The 16,786-nt window shown below is 62.8% G+C and carries 19 protein-coding genes; 12 read left to right on the forward strand and 7 right to left on the reverse strand.

Annotation, left to right across the window (positions count from 1 at the left end):
* Nucleotides 1-213: 213 nt before the first annotated feature.
* Nucleotides 214-1,218 carry a 4-hydroxyproline epimerase gene (locus tag DT068_RS21430; protein WP_119391939.1) on the reverse strand — a complete coding sequence of 335 codons (1,005 nt, stop codon included), beginning with the start codon at nucleotides 1,216-1,218 and terminating at the stop codon, nucleotides 214-216.
* 374 nt (nucleotides 1,219-1,592) lie between these two features.
* Here DT068_RS21430 and DT068_RS21435 point away from each other — a divergent pair, with 374 nt between their 5' ends.
* From DT068_RS21435 to DT068_RS21455, 5 genes are read left to right on the forward strand one after another with little or no spacing between them, the layout of a single operon-like run.
* Nucleotides 1,593-2,450, forward strand: a complete 858-nt coding sequence (locus DT068_RS21435; protein WP_119391940.1) for an FAD binding domain-containing protein — start codon at nucleotides 1,593-1,595, stop codon at nucleotides 2,448-2,450.
* Nucleotides 2,450-2,926: a (2Fe-2S)-binding protein gene (locus tag DT068_RS21440; RefSeq protein WP_119391941.1), complete on the forward strand. Its 477-nt coding sequence runs from the start codon at nucleotides 2,450-2,452 to the stop codon at nucleotides 2,924-2,926. The genes DT068_RS21435 and DT068_RS21440 overlap by 1 nt, the downstream gene beginning before the upstream one ends.
* 3 nt (nucleotides 2,927-2,929) lie before the next feature.
* On the forward strand, nucleotides 2,930-5,218 hold the full coding sequence (locus DT068_RS21445; protein WP_119391942.1) for a xanthine dehydrogenase family protein molybdopterin-binding subunit: 2,289 nt from the start codon (nucleotides 2,930-2,932) through the stop codon (nucleotides 5,216-5,218).
* A 2-nt stretch (nucleotides 5,219-5,220) separates the two neighbouring features.
* On the forward strand, nucleotides 5,221-5,466 hold the full coding sequence (locus DT068_RS21450) for a MoaD/ThiS family protein (RefSeq protein ID WP_119391943.1): 246 nt from the start codon (nucleotides 5,221-5,223) through the stop codon (nucleotides 5,464-5,466).
* 12 nt (nucleotides 5,467-5,478) lie between these two features.
* The gene (locus DT068_RS21455; protein WP_119391944.1) at nucleotides 5,479-6,204 is read left to right on the forward strand and encodes an aspartate/glutamate racemase family protein; all 726 of its coding nucleotides are present in this window, start codon (nucleotides 5,479-5,481) and stop codon (nucleotides 6,202-6,204) included.
* Nucleotides 6,205-6,226: 22 nt separating this feature from the next.
* Here the strand turns inward: DT068_RS21455 and DT068_RS28420 are convergent, their stop codons facing one another.
* Nucleotides 6,227-6,352, reverse strand: a complete 126-nt coding sequence (locus DT068_RS28420) for a hypothetical protein (RefSeq protein ID WP_368904946.1) — start codon at nucleotides 6,350-6,352, stop codon at nucleotides 6,227-6,229.
* Between the two features lie 225 nt (nucleotides 6,353-6,577).
* Here DT068_RS28420 and DT068_RS21460 point away from each other — a divergent pair, with 225 nt between their 5' ends.
* On the forward strand, nucleotides 6,578-7,504 hold the full coding sequence (locus tag DT068_RS21460) for a LysR family transcriptional regulator (RefSeq protein ID WP_119391945.1): 927 nt from the start codon (nucleotides 6,578-6,580) through the stop codon (nucleotides 7,502-7,504).
* Between the two features lie 20 nt (nucleotides 7,505-7,524).
* Here DT068_RS21460 and DT068_RS21465 read toward each other — a convergent pair whose 3' ends face one another.
* The 5 genes from DT068_RS21465 to DT068_RS21485 all read right to left on the reverse strand — a co-directional run bounded on the left by DT068_RS21465 (nucleotide 7,525) and on the right by DT068_RS21485 (nucleotide 12,017).
* A complete protein-coding gene (locus DT068_RS21465) occupies nucleotides 7,525-8,001 on the reverse strand; it encodes a DUF302 domain-containing protein (protein ID WP_119391946.1) in 477 nt (158 codons plus the stop codon).
* Between the two features lie 92 nt (nucleotides 8,002-8,093).
* Nucleotides 8,094-9,290, reverse strand: coding sequence for an MFS transporter (locus DT068_RS21470; protein WP_119392104.1), 1,197 nt, complete (start codon nucleotides 9,288-9,290; stop codon nucleotides 8,094-8,096).
* A gap of 109 nt (nucleotides 9,291-9,399) precedes the next feature.
* Nucleotides 9,400-9,876 (reverse strand): cupin domain-containing protein, encoded by a 477-nt coding sequence (locus DT068_RS21475; protein ID WP_119391947.1) that lies wholly within the window; start codon nucleotides 9,874-9,876, stop codon nucleotides 9,400-9,402.
* A 124-nt stretch (nucleotides 9,877-10,000) separates the two neighbouring features.
* Nucleotides 10,001-10,903: a LysR family transcriptional regulator gene (locus tag DT068_RS21480; protein ID WP_119391948.1), complete on the reverse strand. Its 903-nt coding sequence runs from the start codon at nucleotides 10,901-10,903 to the stop codon at nucleotides 10,001-10,003.
* 217 nt (nucleotides 10,904-11,120) lie between these two features.
* Nucleotides 11,121-12,017, reverse strand: a complete 897-nt coding sequence (locus DT068_RS21485) for a LysR family transcriptional regulator (RefSeq protein WP_119392105.1) — start codon at nucleotides 12,015-12,017, stop codon at nucleotides 11,121-11,123.
* A gap of 137 nt (nucleotides 12,018-12,154) precedes the next feature.
* On the opposite strand from DT068_RS21485, the gene DT068_RS21490 reads away from it, so the two are divergent.
* From DT068_RS21490 to DT068_RS21515, 6 genes are all read left to right on the forward strand, one after another.
* The gene (locus DT068_RS21490; RefSeq protein WP_119391949.1) at nucleotides 12,155-12,982 is read left to right on the forward strand and encodes a 3-hydroxybutyrate dehydrogenase; all 828 of its coding nucleotides are present in this window, start codon (nucleotides 12,155-12,157) and stop codon (nucleotides 12,980-12,982) included.
* 13 nt (nucleotides 12,983-12,995) lie between these two features.
* Complete coding sequence (locus DT068_RS21495) at nucleotides 12,996-14,072, forward strand: patatin-like phospholipase family protein (protein ID WP_119391950.1); 1,077 nt, start codon at nucleotides 12,996-12,998, stop codon at nucleotides 14,070-14,072.
* Nucleotides 14,073-14,296: 224 nt separating this feature from the next.
* The gene (locus DT068_RS21500) at nucleotides 14,297-14,566 is read left to right on the forward strand and encodes a BufA1 family periplasmic bufferin-type metallophore (RefSeq protein WP_119391951.1); all 270 of its coding nucleotides are present in this window, start codon (nucleotides 14,297-14,299) and stop codon (nucleotides 14,564-14,566) included.
* A gap of 43 nt (nucleotides 14,567-14,609) precedes the next feature.
* Entirely contained in the window at nucleotides 14,610-15,563 is a 954-nt protein-coding gene (gene bufB, locus DT068_RS21505; protein ID WP_119391952.1) for an MNIO family bufferin maturase, read from the forward strand.
* Nucleotides 15,556-16,293: an HvfC/BufC family peptide modification chaperone gene (locus tag DT068_RS21510; RefSeq protein ID WP_162914355.1), complete on the forward strand. Its 738-nt coding sequence runs from the start codon at nucleotides 15,556-15,558 to the stop codon at nucleotides 16,291-16,293. Before bufB ends, DT068_RS21510 begins: the two co-directional genes overlap by 8 nt.
* Before the next feature lie 15 nt (nucleotides 16,294-16,308).
* Nucleotides 16,309-16,785, forward strand: coding sequence for a DoxX family protein (locus tag DT068_RS21515; protein ID WP_119391954.1), 477 nt, complete (start codon nucleotides 16,309-16,311; stop codon nucleotides 16,783-16,785).
* The last annotated feature ends 1 nt before the right edge of the window (nucleotide 16,786 follow it).

Genomic DNA, 16,786 nt, shown 5'->3' on the forward strand with positions numbered 1-16,786 from the left:
ACGAAGACAGGGTAACCCGGAAACTGGATGTAAATCAGCTTGTTGAAAAAATATGGACTAACAATAACGAGTGCCGGCAGCAGGGCAGCTGATCGTCACCATTCGTTGCTGTGTCTGCCCGCCATCTGCCTGATCCGTTAGTAAAGCTCACGCAGGGAATATGCCTCAGTTGGACCATTCTCGATAGCGGCGCTCCTTCTCGACGCCATTGCGTTAGTTCACTTGAAACCCCTTCACATAGGGATCGCGGTCGTCGAGGAAGATGGTGTTCATGCCGGTGATGCGCGCCCAGCCGGCGATCGAGGGGATGATCGCATCCAAGTCTGCGACTTTGGCGTGGCCTGCGATGCGGCCGGCAAAAGTCGAGCCGATGATCGATTCGTGGATGAAACAGGCATCATCGGCGAGCCGGCCGGTTGACCAGAGCTGCGCCATGCGCGCCGAGGTACCGGTGCCGCAAGGTGAGCGGTCGATGGCCTTGTCGCCATAGAAGACGGCATTGCGGGCCGTTCCGCCAGCGGTCTGCGGCCGGCCGGTCCACAGGACATGGGTCAGCCGGTCGAGTGCCGGGTTTTCCGGATGGGCGATCTGGTGGCGCTCGTTGAAAGCGGTTCTGAGACGCGGCGACCAGCGCAGGAGATCGCCCGGGCTCACATCGGCGAGGTCGCTGAAATTCTCCTGCGGCTCGACAATGGCGTAGAAATTGCCGCCATAGGCGACATCGACCGTGAGTTGGCCCAGTCCCTCGACCTCGACTTCATAGTCCCGGCCGAGCAGGAAAGAGGGGATATTGACGATGCGCACGCTCTCGACGCGGTCGCCCTTGCGTTCAAAATAGGCCTCGACGACGCCGGCCGGCGTGTCGAGCCTGAGCATGCCGTCGGTCCTGGGCGTGACGAGGCCCTGCTCGATGATGGCGGTGACGGTGCCGATCGTGCCGTGGCCGCACATGGGCAGGCAGCCCGATGTCTCGATGAAGAGAATGGCGACATCGCAATCGGGACGTGTCGGGGGATAAAGGATTGCGCCCGACATCATGTCATGGCCGCGCGGCTCGAACATGAGGCCGGTGCGAATCCAGTCGAAGTCCTCAAGGAAATGCTGGCGGCGGGCGAACATGGTGTCGCCCGCGAGAAGGGGAATGCTGCCGCCGGTCACGACCCTGACGGGATTGCCGCAAGTATGTGCGTCTATGCAGAAAAATGTAGATCTGGTCATGGCTTAGCTCGGATGCCTGATATCCCCTCAGGGTACGATTGGTTGTACATTGTATAAAATATAAAAGTCAAGAGCAGGACTTTTGACGTCCCGCCGAACGGTTCGTCATACAAATCGGCTGGTCCCGAAAGGCCAAGAAGAAAGCCCGCCGGCGAATCGCCAACGGGTCGCCGCAGAGAGGAAGGGATGATGCGCGGCTTGCTCGTCATTCCGCTCGCGTGGAAAAGGCGCAAGGCACGCAACTTTGTCGCGCCATATTGACGGCTGAGGGGCTGGTGGATGACAATCGCCTGTTCGCGAAGGGCCTCGCCTTCCCGCCCTTTGAAAAATCCAAGCGTGAACCGCACGCAAGCAACCCAGGTGGATCAAGATTTATGCGATACGAAGCACCCAGCTCGACCAAGGCCGCGGTTACTCTCCTGATGAAAGAAAAGGGCAAGTCTGCCATCCTCGCGGGAGGAACCGATCTCCTCGTGCGCATGAAGGGCGGGTTCATCGAGCCTGATCTCATCGTCGACATCAAGCGCATTCCGGCGATGCGGGAAATCAAGAAGACGGCTTCCGGCTTCCAGGTCGGCGCCGCCGTTTCGGGCAATGAGCTCGGCCGAAGCGTGGTCAAGAAGGCATGGCCCGGCGTCGTCGAGGCGGCCAATCTCATCGGATCGAAGCAGGTGCAGGGTCGCTGCACCATGGTGGGCAATATGTGCAACGCGTCCCCCGCCGCCGACAGCGTGCCGGCTCTCGTTGCCGCGGGCGCCCAGGCGGTGATCGTCGGCCCCAAGAAGAAGCGCACCATCCCGGTCGAGAAGGTCTCGACAGCCCCCGGCCGCACCAGCCTCGCCAAGGGCGAGATCGTCGAATCGCTGCTGCTGCCGAAGCGCCCGCCGCGGTCGGGCGATGCCTATCTGCGCTTCATTCCGCGCTCGGAAATGGATATCGCGGTGGTCTCGGCCGGCGTGAATGTGGTGCTCGACGCCAAGGGTGTCATCAAGGAAGCGCGCGTGGCGCTGGGCGCGGTGGCGCCCACCGTGCTGCTGGTCGCTCCCGCCGCCAAGGCCATCATCGGAACCAAGCTCGACGATGAAGCGTTGGATAAGCTCGCGGCCGCATGCTCTGCCGCCTGCTCGCCCATCGACGACAAGCGTGGAACCATCGAATTCAGAACCAAGGTCGCAGGCGTGCTGGCAAAGCGGGCTGCAAAAATCGCGTATCAGCGCGCAGGAGGCAAATAATGTCGGGTGTTCATGTCTCAACCACGATCAATGGCGATCCGATCGATTTCGTCTGCGATCCCGATGAGCCGCTGCTCGACGTGCTGCGCAACCGGCTGGGCCTCACCGGCGCCAAGGAAGGCTGCGGCACCGGCGATTGCGGCGCCTGCAGCATCACGCTCGATGGCGAGCTGGTCTGCTCCTGCCTGGTGCTCGGCGCCGAGGCGGAAGGCCGCAAGATCGAGACCATCGAGGGCATGGCGGATGGCGACAAGCTGCACCCGCTGCAGCGGGCCTTCATCTCCAATGCCGCGCTTCAATGCGGCATCTGCACGCCGGGCTTCCTGATCGCGGCGAAGGCGCTGCTTAAGAAGAACAAGAACCCGACCGAGGAAGAGATCCGCTTCGGCCTTGCCGGCAATCTTTGCCGCTGCACCGGCTATGACAAGATCGTGCGCGCCGTCCAAGAGGCCGCCAAAGAGATGAGAGGAGCCTGAGCCATGGCTTACGACACCAATTATACCGGCCAGAAATTCAAGGTCGTCGGCACGCGCCCGCTGCGTCCGGACGGCGTCGACAAGGTGACGGGCCGTGCCCGCTATGGCGCCGATGCCTTCGCGCCGGGCCAGCTCGTGGGCCGCGTTCTGCGCTCGCCGCACGCGCATGCCAAGATCGTCAAGATCGACACGTCGAAAGCCGAGAGGCTTGCGGGCGTGAAGGCGGTGATCACCTCGGCCGACCTGCCCGATCTCACCAATGGCGATCAGGCGATGTATGACATGCTGGTCAATTGCATGGCGCGCGAGAAGGCGCTCTATGACGGCCATGCCGTGGCGGCGGTCGCGGCCATCGATGCGGCGACGGCGAAGAAGGCGCTCAAGCTCATCAATGTCGAATACAAGGTCCTGCCGCATGTGACCGATGTCGATGAGGCAATGAAGCCTTCAGCCCCGGTACTGCATGCCAATATGTTCACGGAAGGCGTCGAGCCCAAGCCGGCCAAGGCCTCGAATATCGCCAAGCGCACCGAGTTCGGCCATGGCGATGTCGAAGCGGGCTTCAAGGAAGCCGATGTCATCGTCGAACGCAGCTTCAGGACCGAGCAGACGCATCAGGGCTATATCGAGCCGCATGCCTGTCTCGCCAATGTCGGGCCGGACGGCCAGGGCGAGATGTGGGTGTGCACGCAGGGCCACTTCGTCTATCGCAACCACTGCGCCCAGCTTCTCGGCATGGATGCGGCGAAGCTGCGCGTCACCGCATCCGAGATCGGCGGCGGCTTCGGCGGCAAGACCCATATCTGGGCCGAGCCTCTGGCGCTGGCGTTGTCGCGCAAGGCCAACCGGCCGGTGAAGCTGGTGATGACCCGCGATGAGGTGTTCAAGGCCTCAGGCCCCACCAGCTCGACCTCGATCGACGTCAAGATCGGCGCCACCAAGGATGGCCGCATCACCGCGGCCACGGCCACCCTGCGCTATCAGGGCGGACCGTTCCTCGGCATCTGGGCCGAGCTCGGCGCCATGACCTCCTATGCCTGCTACGACCTCAAGAATGTGAAGACGGTCGGCTATGAGGTGGTGGTCAACCGTCCGAAGGTCGCCGCCTATCGCGCACCTTCCGCGCCGATGGCTGCCTTCGCGGTCGAGAGCGTGGTCGACGAGGTCGCGGCCAAGATCGGCATGGACGCGGTCGAATTCCGCATCAAGAATGCGGCGAAGGAGGGCACCAAGTCCTCCTATGGCCCGACCTACGGGCCGATCGGCATCGGGCCGACGCTCGAAGCCGCGCAGAACCATCCGCATATGCGCGCACCCCTGGGCAAGAACCAGGGGCGCGGCATGGCGTGCGGCTTCTGGTTCAATTTCGGCGGCCAGACCTGCACGTCGCTGAACGTCAATCCCGACGGCTCGGTGACGGTGGCGGTCGGCACGATCGATGTCGGCGGCTCGCGCGCCTCCATGGCGCTCATTGCCGCCGAGGAACTCGGCGTGGCTTACGAGAATGTGCGCTGCGTCGTGGCGGATACGAGCTCGCTCGGCCACAACGACATGAGCGACGGCAGCCGCGTCACCTTCTCCTCCGGCATGAACACGGTCATCGCCGCGCGCAACGCCAAGAAGGTGCTGTGTCAGCGCGCCGCCAAGATGTGGAAGATCCCGGAAGACGCGGTCACCTGGGAAGACGGCCATGCGAAGCCCGCCGGCGCCAATGCCGGCGACTTCCCGCCGCTCTCGCTCAAGGAGATTGCGGCCGCTGCCGCCAATACCGGCGGCCCGATCGCCGGCCATAACGAGTTCGTGGCCGACGGCGCGGGCGTCTCTTTCGCCACCCATATCTGCGATGTCGAGCTTGATCCCGAAACCGGCGCCACCAGGGTCATCCGCTACACGGTGATCCAGGATGCCGGCAAGGCGATCCATCCGTCCTATGTCGAGGGCCAGTATCAGGGCGGCGCCGCGCAGGGCATCGGCTGGGCGCTCAATGAGGAATATGTCTATGGCAAGGATGGCAGGCTGCAGAATGCCGGCTTCCTCGACTATCGCATCCCGGTGTGCTCCGATTTGCCGATGATCGACACCGTCATTCTCGAGATCCCCAATCCGAACCACCCCTATGGGGTGCGCGGCGTGGGCGAGACCTCGATCGTGCCGCCGCTTGCCGCCATCGCCAATGCCGTCTCCAATGCGGCAGGCGTGCGCATGACGCATATTCCGATGTCGCCGCCGCGCATCCTCAAGGCGCTGGACGACAAGAAGGCGAGGAAGGCGGCCAAGGCAAAGGCCGCTTAGGGATGGTCAATGTCGTGCTCTGGGGGGCGCTCAGCGCGGCCGCCGGAGGGGCAAAGACCGTCGATGTCGAGGCGCACGATATCCGCGATATGTTCGGCAAGCTTGCCGCCGAATATCCGGGGATCAAGCCCCATATCGAACGCGGCATCGCGGTCTCGATCAATGGCCGCATTTTCCGGGATTCATGGGATGAGAAGATCCCGGAGAATGCGGAGGTCTATCTCCTGCCGCGCATCGCCGGCGGGTGAGATTTCGGTGTCATGCGGAAATTGGGCCTGATCGGCGGCATGAGCTGGCAGAGCACGGCGATCTATTATCGTCACGTGAACGAGATTGCGCGGGCGAGGCTGGGCGAGCTCCATTCGGCGGATATCATCCTGCGCTCCCTCGACTTCGCCGATGTCGCCGAGGGCCAGCATAAGGGCGATTGGGAAGGGCTTGCCGACATCCTGGCCGCGGCCAGCCGGGACCTGGAGAAGGCAGGTGCCGCGGCGCTGGTGCTGTGCACCAACACCATGCATCTCCTGGCCGGGCATATCGAGGCGGCGGTACCGATCCCGCTCATCCATATCGCCGATGCGACGGCATCCGCCATACGCCGATCCAAGGCGCGCAACCCGATCCTGCTCGCCACCCGTTTCACCATGGAGCGCGACTTCTATCGCGGCCGGCTGCAATCGTTGCACGGCCTGCCGACGGTTATTCCCGACGAAGCCGCAAGGCTCGAGATCCATCGCATCATCTATGAGGAGCTGTGCGAAGGGGTGATCAAGCCGGAATCCAAGCGCCGGTATGTTGCAGAGGTCGAACGCCTGCGACAACAGGGCGCCGACGGCGTGATCCTTGGCTGCACCGAGATCACCATGCTGATCGGGCAGGACGATTTCGACATTCCCGTCTTCGACACGACCCGGCTGCATGCCGAGGCCGCCATGGATTTTGCGTTGCGCGGCGAGTTGCCGGCAAGACAGAAAGCCGAAGCCTGAGCCGCAACCCGGCAAGCCACGCCTAATACCAGCCGACCATGCCAATGCGCGCACCGTCCTCCGCCGTCCTGATGATGATCGGAAAATCCTCGCTGGTCTCGTCGAATGAGCGAAACCAGCGCGTCAGCCTGCACCAAAGCCTCCTCATGGGAGCCTCCATTCCTGAATGGAGATAACTGTGCCGCGCAACCGGTTTCCCCGCCAATGCCGCGTGGTCATCGATTTTATGCCCGTCCGACCTGACTCGGATCTGGAATTTCCGTTCCAGAACAAAAAATTAGGCGGGCGCGATGATGGGGCGCGGCGGCGGCTGGATTTAAGCCGCAGTCTTGTTACCATGAAGAGGCAGGGGCCATCACCTCCGAGGTCCGCCATGGAACTCCACCAGGTACGCTATTTTCTCGCGGTCGCGGAGGAGCTCAATTTCTCGCGCGCCGCCGAGAAATGCGATGTGTCGCAGCCGGCGCTGTCGCGCGCCATCATCCTGCTCGAGGAAGAATTCGGCGGCCCGCTGTTCCATCGCGAGCGCCGGCTGACCAATCTTTCGCCGCTCGGTCGCATGGTGAAGCCCTATCTCGAGCAGATCTGGCGCGATTCGGACGACACGCTGCGCATGGCGCGAGAGCTTGCCGGCAAGGCCGAGGAGGAGAAGCGCACCCTCAAGCTCGGCATCATGACCACCATCGCACCCAGCCAGTTCACCGACCTCATCCTGGCCGTGCCGCGGGCGGAGGCCGGCGTCAACATGGTCCTGAGCGATGCGAATTCCTTCGAGCTCGAGCAGAGACTGGCGGATGGCGAAATCGATGTCGCCATCTACGCCTTTCCGGGCCGGGACACGGACGGCAAGTTCAGCCGGGTCCCGCTGTTTCGCGAGCAGATGGTGATCGTCGTCCATCCCCGGCATCGCTTCGCCAATCTGGAGACCGTGCGCGTCAAGGATCTCGATGGCGAGGCCTATATCCATCGCAACCACTGTGAATTTGCGGGCTATGCCGACGGCATCCTCAAGGCGCATGGCGTCAGCGTGTCGCCCGCCTATTTCAGCGACAGCGAGGAGTGGACCCAGGCGATGATCGCGGCGGGGCTGGGCTTCGGCTTCATGCCGCGGCATTGCGTCAATCACCCCGATGTGGTCGCCGTTCCGGTCATCGAGCCGGAATTCTGGCGCGTGGTCCATCTGGTGACGGTGGCCGAGCGGGCGCATTCGCCGGCGCTGGGGGTGCTGGTCCGCGAGGCGATGCGCAAGGAATGGTTCGGCGAGAAGGCCATCTCGCTGGCGGAGAGCCCCGTCGCATAGGAGCTCTCCGGCAGGGACCGTTACTTCTTCACAGCAGAGGTCACGGAGGCGATGACCTCGGAGGCCATCTTGAAGGCGGCGCCGCGGTCCTTGATGCCGTGGCGGCGGGCGATATAGCCAAAGTCATTATAGACCGTCCAAACCTGGCCCTTCTTGTCCTCGAGGACAAGCAGGCGCACCGGCCAGTCGATGCCGGCCGAGGGGTTGGACGTCATGAATTGCGAGCCGAGGGCGGGATTGCCGAAGATCAGAAGCGTCGACGGCTCGAGCTTAATGCCGGCATCCGCGGCGAGCTTCGCCTGGTCGATCTCGGCGAAGAAGGTGATGCCCTTGGCCGCGACATCCTTCTTGATGCGGTCGATCGTCTCGGCCATCGGATAGGCGCTCTTGCCCTTGACGACGCCATTATTGGCGGCCTCCGCCGCGGGAAGCGTGGCAAAGGCGAGGAAGGACGCGGTCATGGCGACGGCGCATTTGGTGGACAGACTGTCAAGCATCGATATCTCCTGTTCTGTGGACCACGCGATTGCCGCGTGATGCGTCGAGCCAAGCATGTCAGATGCAGGCAGGTGGCTGAAATGCCGTATCGCTATCGTTCCGATGTAAGTTTGCTATCGGGCGCGCGGAGGAAGACGGCGAGCGCACATCCGGCGACAAGCGCCAGGCCAAGGACGATCACGACGGCCGTCCAGCCCAGCTGATCGAATACCTGCCCGATGACGATGCTGCCGATCAGGCCGCCGGAATAATAGGAAGCGAGATAGATGCCGCCGGCCGCTCCGCGCGCCGCACCGGAGCTGCGGCTCACATAGCCTGTGGCCGCGGCCTGGGCGAAGAAGGTTCCGGCAGCCAGAAAGACGAGCGCGACCAGAATGAAATTCAGATCCGGCACGAGCGAGGCGGAAAGCCCGAACAAGGCAACGAGCAAGGACAGGGCAATGACCCTTCGGGCGCCGAACCGATTGCTTGCCAGGCCGGCAAAGGGTGTGGCGATGATCGAGGGCACGAAGACGAAATAGACGAAGCCCAGCTGCATGGTCGACAACGAGATCGGCGCCCGCGTCAGCACGAAATTCACATAGGTGAAGGTGCCGATGAACACGAACAGGATGAGAAAGCCGATGGCGAAGCTCGCATTGAGCGAGGGCTGCGCGAACACATCGGCCAGTCGGACGGCGGTCTCGGACGGCTTCGTCATCATCCTGCCTTTGAGCAGGAAAAAGGCGAGCAGGGCGCCCAGAAGATTGAGGCCGGCAAAGATCACGAAATTGGCGGGAAGGCCGAGATGATCGGCGATCGCCGCCGACATCAGCCGGCCGAACAGATTGCTGGCGACATTGCCGGTCACATAGGCGGCGAGTGCCGCCGCGATGAAGTCGGCCGTCGCGGTTTCGGCAATGTAAGTGATCGTCAGGGTGAAGGCGGCGGACATGAACACGCCCTGAAGCAGGCGAAGGCCCGCGAACCAGGTGAGATCCGGCATGAAGGCCAGGAGCAGCGTGGGGATGGTGAGACAGGCGAGGCTCAAGGCGACGCCCAGACGCCGATCGATCCGCCGATTGAGCAAAGCCACGGCAAGTCCGGCAGCCGCCATGCCCAGGGTGCACAGATTGACTGCCGATCCCATGACGCCCGGAGAGACGTCATAGGCCACGGCGAGCGACGGCAGGATGGCTTGTGTCGCGAACAGATCGACAAGAGTAAGGAAGCTGACGGCAGCAATCGCCAACAGCTTGAATATATGCGCCGTGTGAATAGCGGGAGCGGTTTGCGTCGCTGTCGTCATGTCGATCATCCGATGAATGAATTGCGCGACACTCTCTCATCCGACGTGGAGAGAGTATCGCGCAGGCAAGTGCCGGCCGGAAGCGTTGGAGCGTGCGGCCGAGCGGGTTTCACATCATATGGTCGTCCATCGTGGCGTCATGGAAGATGTCGGCCGACAGCAGGACCACGGGCTTCTTGCCGGTGTTCTTCCACCAATGGGAGAAGCCTTCGCCGAATTCGGCGACCGTATCGCCGGCCTTGTGGACGATCGGCACTTCGCAGCTGCTGCGATATTCGGTGACCGTGCCTGAAACGATATGGATATTGGCGGGACGGGTCTTGTGATCATGCCACGGCACGACGCCGCCCGGCTGGATCACGAGCTTGCGCAGGCGAAGCGCTTCGCCCTTGAAGGCATCGCCCTTGGGCGAGAGATCGATCGAAGACAGGATTTCGTCGGTCACTTTCTTCGGCGTCATTTCGCCGGTGGTGAGGGCATTGTCCTTCATCTTGCCGGCAGGGCATTCGCCGGCCTGGGCGAAATTCGCGGCGGCGGCGAGCGCCAGAGCGGCAATGCCAAGGCGTATGGTCAGATCGAGTTTCATGAAACATCTCCGTTGCTGCTGCGTGGGTGAGGAGGGCGCAGCTTCCATGGCGGAGTGTGTCAAAGCCCGAGGCAAGGATGAAATGCCGAAAGGCTTTGGATTCGATAGGCGGGCCTTATGATGGTCAGGCCGCTGCGGGGGCAAACTGGCTTTCCGGCCAGGGATGAGAACGGGCAAGCTTCACAAAGGCCGCGACGGCCGGGGAGTGACGCCGGCCGGCCATCCAGACGAGGCTCACATCGCGTGAAACATCGGGATCGACCAGCGGCCTGATCTGGATGCCGGGGATCACCGCGCTGAATTCCGGGATGATGCAGATGCCCAAGCCCCCTGCTACCATGTTCTGGATCCAGTCCTCGCGCTCGCTGGCGAAAGCGAGTGGCGCGTCGGCCTGGCACTCATCAGCCAGTTTCGACAAATGATCGCGATATTCGCAATTGATCCGGCGCAAATAGCTTTCGCCATGGATTTCGCGCATCGCTATGCCGTTCATGGCGGCGAAGCGGTGGTGCTCGGGAAAGGCGATGACGAAGCGCTCGTCATAGAGACGATGTGCCTCGATGCGCCCCGAGAATCCCTCCGGATTGGCCATGATGGCGATATCGAGCTCGCCATTCTCGACCTTGGCGGCGAGGTCCGCGGCGATGCCTTCGATCAGTCTGATCGAGACGCCCGGGTAACGGCGACCGAATTCGGCGATGAGGCCGGTCAGCCGCCGGGGGCCGATGGTGCACATGATGCCGAGCGTGATGCTCGCTTCTTCGAGGGTGAGGAAGCGCCTGGCGTCACGCTTCACGTCACTCAGGCCGTCAAGCACCTGCTGCAAACGCGGCTTCATCAGGAGCCCGAGATCGGTGATATGGGTGAGGTTGCGCTCGCGGCGGAACAGGAGGCCGCCAACCTCTTCCTCGAGCTGCTGGATGGCGCGGCTCAGCGCCGGCTGGGTGACGTTGCAGCTCTCGGCGGCGCGAGTGAAGTTCAGCGTCTCGCAGACGGCCAGAAAATAGCGGATGTGGTGGATATCCAAAGGTCGTCCCCAGAAAGCCCGTGTCCGTCGCCATGGTATCCATGTTCATTTGTGGTGAACAGCCGGAAGGTAAACAGGGTGGGCGTGCCTGATTTTTGGGCTTTCGGGCGGGGAGAGGGATTTCTGCAGATAGTAGCGGAGAATGCCGTGGCCCGCGGTTCTGAGGCTGGAGGGGGCGGATGCTGAAGGATATTGGCTGCTCCGGCATGATGGCTCCCTAGATCGTGTCGAAGCGGCTGGCGGGCCAGGGATAGTCGCGCACCGCCTTGATGAAGCTTGCCAAAGCGGGTGACATGCGCCGGCCCGACATGGTGACCAGATTGATCTCACGCCATACGTCAGGCTCGATGACGGGACGCAGTTCGAGACCCGGCAGCATGACGCTGAATTCGGGGATGAAGCAGATGCCGAGGCCTCCCGCCACCATGTTCTGGATCCAGTCCTCGCGCTCGCTCTGATAGCAGATATGGACCGCGCCGCCGGTCTCGCGAATGAGGTTTTCGATGTTGTCGGCATATTCGCAGTTGAGGCGCAGCAGATAGTTCTCGCCATGGACCTCCTGCATGCGCACCGCATTCATCCGGGTGAAACGGTGGCCGGTGGGGCAGGCGAGGAGAAAGCGCTCGCGATAGAGCGGCTTGAGATCAAGCCGTTCCGGATAGCCTTCGGCCCAGGCCATAACCGCGATGTCGATCTCGCCCTTTTCGAGCCTGGCGGCGAGTGCCGAGGGCATTCCCTCGATCAGCTCCAGGGAGATGCCCGGATAGCGCATGCGGAAATCGGCCAGGAGACCGGTGAAGCGGGTCGGGCCGACAGAGCACATGATGCCGACCTTGATCTGGGCATTCTCCAAAGTGAGGAACTGGCGCGCCTCGCGCTTGGCCTCGCCCACCGTCGCCAGGATCTGCTGCAGGCGCGGGCGCATCAGCATGCCGAGATCGGTCAGGTGGGTGAAATTGCGCTCGCGGCGGAAGAGCTGGCCGCCGACCTCTTCCTCGAGCTGCTGCACGGCCCGGCTGAGCGCCGGCTGGGTGACGTTGCAGGCCTCGGCCGCCCTCGTGAAGTTGAGGGTCTCCGAGACCGCCAGGAAGTATCTGATGTGATGCAGGTCCATGGCGGCGACCCTAAAGGCAGGCTCAAAAAGGCGCCAATGCGCACTGGTCATGGAAACAATAGTCCTTCGGCATTTCCGGTGAACCCCCGAATTGGCCAAGCTGGGCCTCAGAAAATCGCCTGATGTCGGAGACTTCAATGCTTGTCCTCAATACCAAGAAAGATATCCATTCCTCGCGCCGTCCGCTCGAGGGCCGCGCCGCGATCGTCACCGGCTCGACCAGTGGCATCGGCCTCGGCATTGCCAAAGCGCTGGCGGAAGCGGGGGCGGCCGTGATGCTCAACGGCTTCGGCGACCGTGACGATATCGAGATGCAGCGCCAGTCGCTGGCCGATGCGCATGACGTCGATGTCGCCTATAGCGATGCGGATATGAGCCAGGCTCAGGCCATCAAAAACATGGCGGAGCAGGCGGAACGACGCTTCGGCCAGGTCGACATCGTCGTCAACAATGCCGGCATCCAGCACGTATCGCCCGTCGAGGCGTTTCCGGCGGAGAAATGGGACCAGATCCTCGCCATCAACCTGTCGTCGGCCTTCCATCTGGTGCGCGCCACCTTCGCGGGCATGAAAGCCCGCAAGTTCGGGCGTATCGTCAATATCTCCTCGGCTCATGGCCTCATCGCGTCGCCCTTCAAGGCCGCCTATGTGGCGGCCAAGCACGGCATTGTCGGCTTCACCAAGGTGGTGGCGCTCGAAGGCGCCGAAGCGGGTGTCACCAGCAACGCCATCTGCCCGGGATATGTATGGACGCCGCTGGTCGAGCGCCAGATCGACGACCAGGCAAAGTCGCACAAGATCCCGCGCGAGGCGGTCATTCGGGATGTGCTGCTCAAGAACCAGCCGAACAAGCGCTTTGCCGCGGTCGAGGAGATCGGCGCGCTCACCGTCTTCCTCTGCGGCGAAGGCGGCAGCTCGATCACCGGCACGGCCATTCCGGTCGATGGCGGCTGGACAGCGCATTAGGAGGAACAGGGACATGGATCAGCCAGTCAACACGGTAACGCAGCCGGCACCTCGCAAGACGGTGGTCAGGCAAGTGAAGGCGAAGACCCTCAATCTCGCCTTGCAAGGCGGCGGCGCCCATGGCGCTTTCACCTGGGGCGTGCTCGACCGGCTGCTGGAAGAGCCCAGGCTCGATTTCGAAGGCATTGTCGCCACCAGTGCCGGCGCCATGAATGCCGCGGTCATGACCTATGGGCTGATCGAGGGCGGACGCGATGGCGCCCAGAAGGCATTGGCCAATTTCTGGCGCCGGGTCAGCCATGCGGCGGCCTTCTCGCCGATCCAGCCGACGCCGCTCGATCGCCTGACCGGCAACCGGTCGCTCGAGAACTCGCCACCTTACATATTTTTCGACCTGGTGACGCGGCTGATGTCGCCCTATCAGTTCAATCCGCTCAACATCAACCCGTTGCGGCGGGTGCTCGAGCAGTCGATGGATTTCGAGGCGCTGCGCAGCGCGCGCTGCAAGTTCAAGCTCAATATCTGCGCCACCAATGTGCGCACCGGCAAGGTCAAGGTCTTCTCCAATGACGACATCACCTGCGATGCGGTCATGGCGTCCGCCTGCCTGCCGTTCCTGTTCCGCGCCGTCGAGATCGGCGAGGATGCCTATTGGGATGGCGGCTATATGGGCAATCCGGCGATCTTCCCGCTGATCTATGGCTGCGAGTCGCCCGATGTCCTCATCGTCCACATCAATCCGATGGCCCGGCCCGAACTGCCGCGCACCGCGACCGAGATCATGAACCGCATCAACGAGATCAGCTTCAACTCCTCGCTGATGCGCGAGATGCGGGCCATCGACTTCGTGACCCAGCTGATCGACCAGGGAACGGTCTGCGGCATGACGCTCAAGCGCATGCTGATCCATGCGATTTCGGCCGACGACATCATGCTCGATCTCGGTGTGGCGAGCAAACTCAATGCCGACTGGGAATTCCTCACCGAGCTGCGCGATGCCGGCCGCATGCGCGCGGAAAGCTGGCTCACCTCGAATTACGACCATATCGGCAAGCAATCGACCGTCGATATCCACAACACCTATCTTTGACGATGCCTTTGTGAACCCCGAGCAGCCCGTCTCCCCTCCACGGCTGCATAACTGGCCGCTCCCTTCCGGGAGCGGCATTTTTTTGAGGCAGGACCAACGCTCATAGAGCGCCGCTATCATTACCATGCGGATACGGCATTTCAGTTCGACGCCCATTCGGCCGACACTCAAGTTCGATAGTTCAAGCAGGCTATCCCAGACCTTAACCATCCATGGAGAGTCCAATGATCGATACCAAATTGCTTGTCGGCACAGCTCTGGCGGCGTTCACCGCCATTGCCGCGAGCGGCGCCATAGCCGGGCCGGCCGAAGAGCCCAATTTCTCGTTTGAGAAGTGCTACGGCGTGTCGAAGGCCGGCACGAATGACTGCCAGACCTCGACGCATTCCTGCGCCGGCACCGCGACGGCCGACAACCAGGGCGATGCCTGGATTTACCTGCCGGCCGGCAGCTGCGCCAAGCTGACGGGCGGAGCCCTCGAGCCGAAAGCCTGATCGACCCCCATCCTCAAGCCAGCCAACCGGAAAGGAGCACCACATGCACGCGACATCCCCCCGCACCCCGCTACCCCCGGTCGCCGGCATTGGTCTGCGCGGCCCCCATCTGGCGCAGATCCTGAAACAGCGTCCTTCCGCTGGCTGGCTTGAGGTCCATGCCGAGAATTACATGAAAGCGAGCCCCGCCGCGGCGGCGCTCGAGCAAGTGCGCAAGAACTACGCTCTGTCTGTCCATGGCGTCGGCCTGTCGCTCGGCTCGGCGACGGGCGTCGACCCCTCGCATCTCGCCAGGCTCAAGCAGCTCTGCGACCGTTTCCAGCCGGCAATGGTGTCCGAGCATCTCGCCTGGTGCGTCGGTGACGGCATCTATCTGAATGATCTCTTGCCCGTGCCCTATGATGAAGAGGCGCTCGCCATCGTGTGCCGCAACATCGAGCAGACGCAGGAGACGATCGGCAGGCGTATCCTGATCGAAAATCTCTCGGCCTATGTCGGTTTCGCGCGCTCGACCATGATGGAGCCCGAATTCCTGAGCGAGATCGCTGAGCGCACCGGCTGCGGACTGCTGCTCGACATCAACAATGTCTATGTCTCGGCGCATAATCTCGGCTTCGATGCGCAAGCCTATATCGCCGCCCTGCCGGCCGAGAGCATCGAGGAAATCCATCTCGCCGGCCATGCCGAGAACATGACCGACGACGGGCCGGTGCTGATCGACAATCACGGCTCGGCCGTGGCGCCGCAAGTGTGGTCGCTCTATCGCTTCGCGCTGGAGCGCATCGGCGTCCGCCCCACTCTCATCGAGTGGGATTCGGAGATTCCACCACTCGAAACGCTGCTCGGCGAAGCCATGTGGGCCGATCTCCTGGCCAATTCCGTCACTGAAGACGCAAGATCAATGTCGGCGTTCCTGCCACCCAGCCGGGCGCAAACCGCCAAAGTGGCGCTCTGCGATCATCATCCCGCCCGCATGATGGAGCATGTCCATGCTTGATCTCGCCGCCCTGCAATCCGCCATGACACATGCCTTGCTGGCCGGCGGGCCTGCTGAGATCGAAGCCGAGCTCGCCGCGCCTTCGGCAAATCCGGCGCGCCGCTTCGCGATCTATCGCAACAATATGTTCCTGTCGCTGACGGCGCATCTGCGCTCCGTCTTCCCGGTCACGGTGAAGCTCGGCGATGACAGGTTCTTCGCCTATGCCGCGCACCAGTTCATCCTGCGCGCGCCGCCGCGTGAATCACGCCTCGTCGTCTATGGCGAAGCTTTCCCGAGATTCCTGGCGCAATTCCCGGCCTGCCGCCATGCGCCCATCCTGGCGCAGATGGCGACACTCGAATGGGCCATCCACAAATCCCTGACCAGTCCCCAGATGCCGTTCCTCGAGCCTGGGGATATGACGGGTCTTTCAGGCGGCATGACACTCGCTGTGCAGCCCAGCCTCCATTTCGTCCTGTCGCGCTGGCCGTTGCTCGGTCCGTGGGCCCATGAAGCCGAACGGCAGCGCCCGCTCATGCGCAAGATGAGCCGGCTTGCCGTCGTCCGGCATGATGACGACATCCGCTTCTTCGAGCTCGACCCGGCCCGATTTGCCTTCTGGCGCAGTCTTGCCCGGCGCCGTCCGGTCGAAGTCGCCGCCGCGCACGCTTTGGCGCGCGATCGCAAGTTCAATCTCGTCGATGAACTCCTTTTTCTCTGCCGCAACCGTCTCCTCACCCAAGCCTGACAAAGGATGCCTCATATGATGACCCCCTCTCTTTCGAAGTCGCGTGTCACCGGGCTGTCGCCAGCCTGCCTCGCCAGGAAGGCGCTCGCTCTCGCCGATGCCATTCCGCTTTCGCTCGTCCAGCTGGCGGCGAGGGTCGCCATCGCCAATGTGTTCTGGAATTCGGCCCAGTCCAAATTGCTGAGCTGGCCCGTGACCCTGCAGCTCTTTGCGATGGAATACCGGGTCCCGGTGCTGTCACCGGAACTGGCCGCGCCGCTGGCGACAGCGACCGAGCTCACCGGCGCTGTGCTGATCTTCCTCGGTCTCCTCACCCGGGTCGGCGCGCTCGCCTTGCTCGGCATTGTCGCCGTCATCCAGATATTCGTCTATCCTGGCCATTGGGGCGAGCATCTCCTGTGGGCAAGCTTGCTCCTCCTGCTTCTGGCGCGCGGGCCCGGCAAGGTGTCGCTCGACCATCTGGCGGGACGCCTCGTCCTCGGCAACAGGTGAG

The organism is Taklimakanibacter lacteus (genome assembly GCA_003576695.1).
GTDB classification, from domain to species: domain Bacteria; phylum Pseudomonadota; class Alphaproteobacteria; order Rhizobiales; family Aestuariivirgaceae; genus Taklimakanibacter; species Taklimakanibacter lacteus.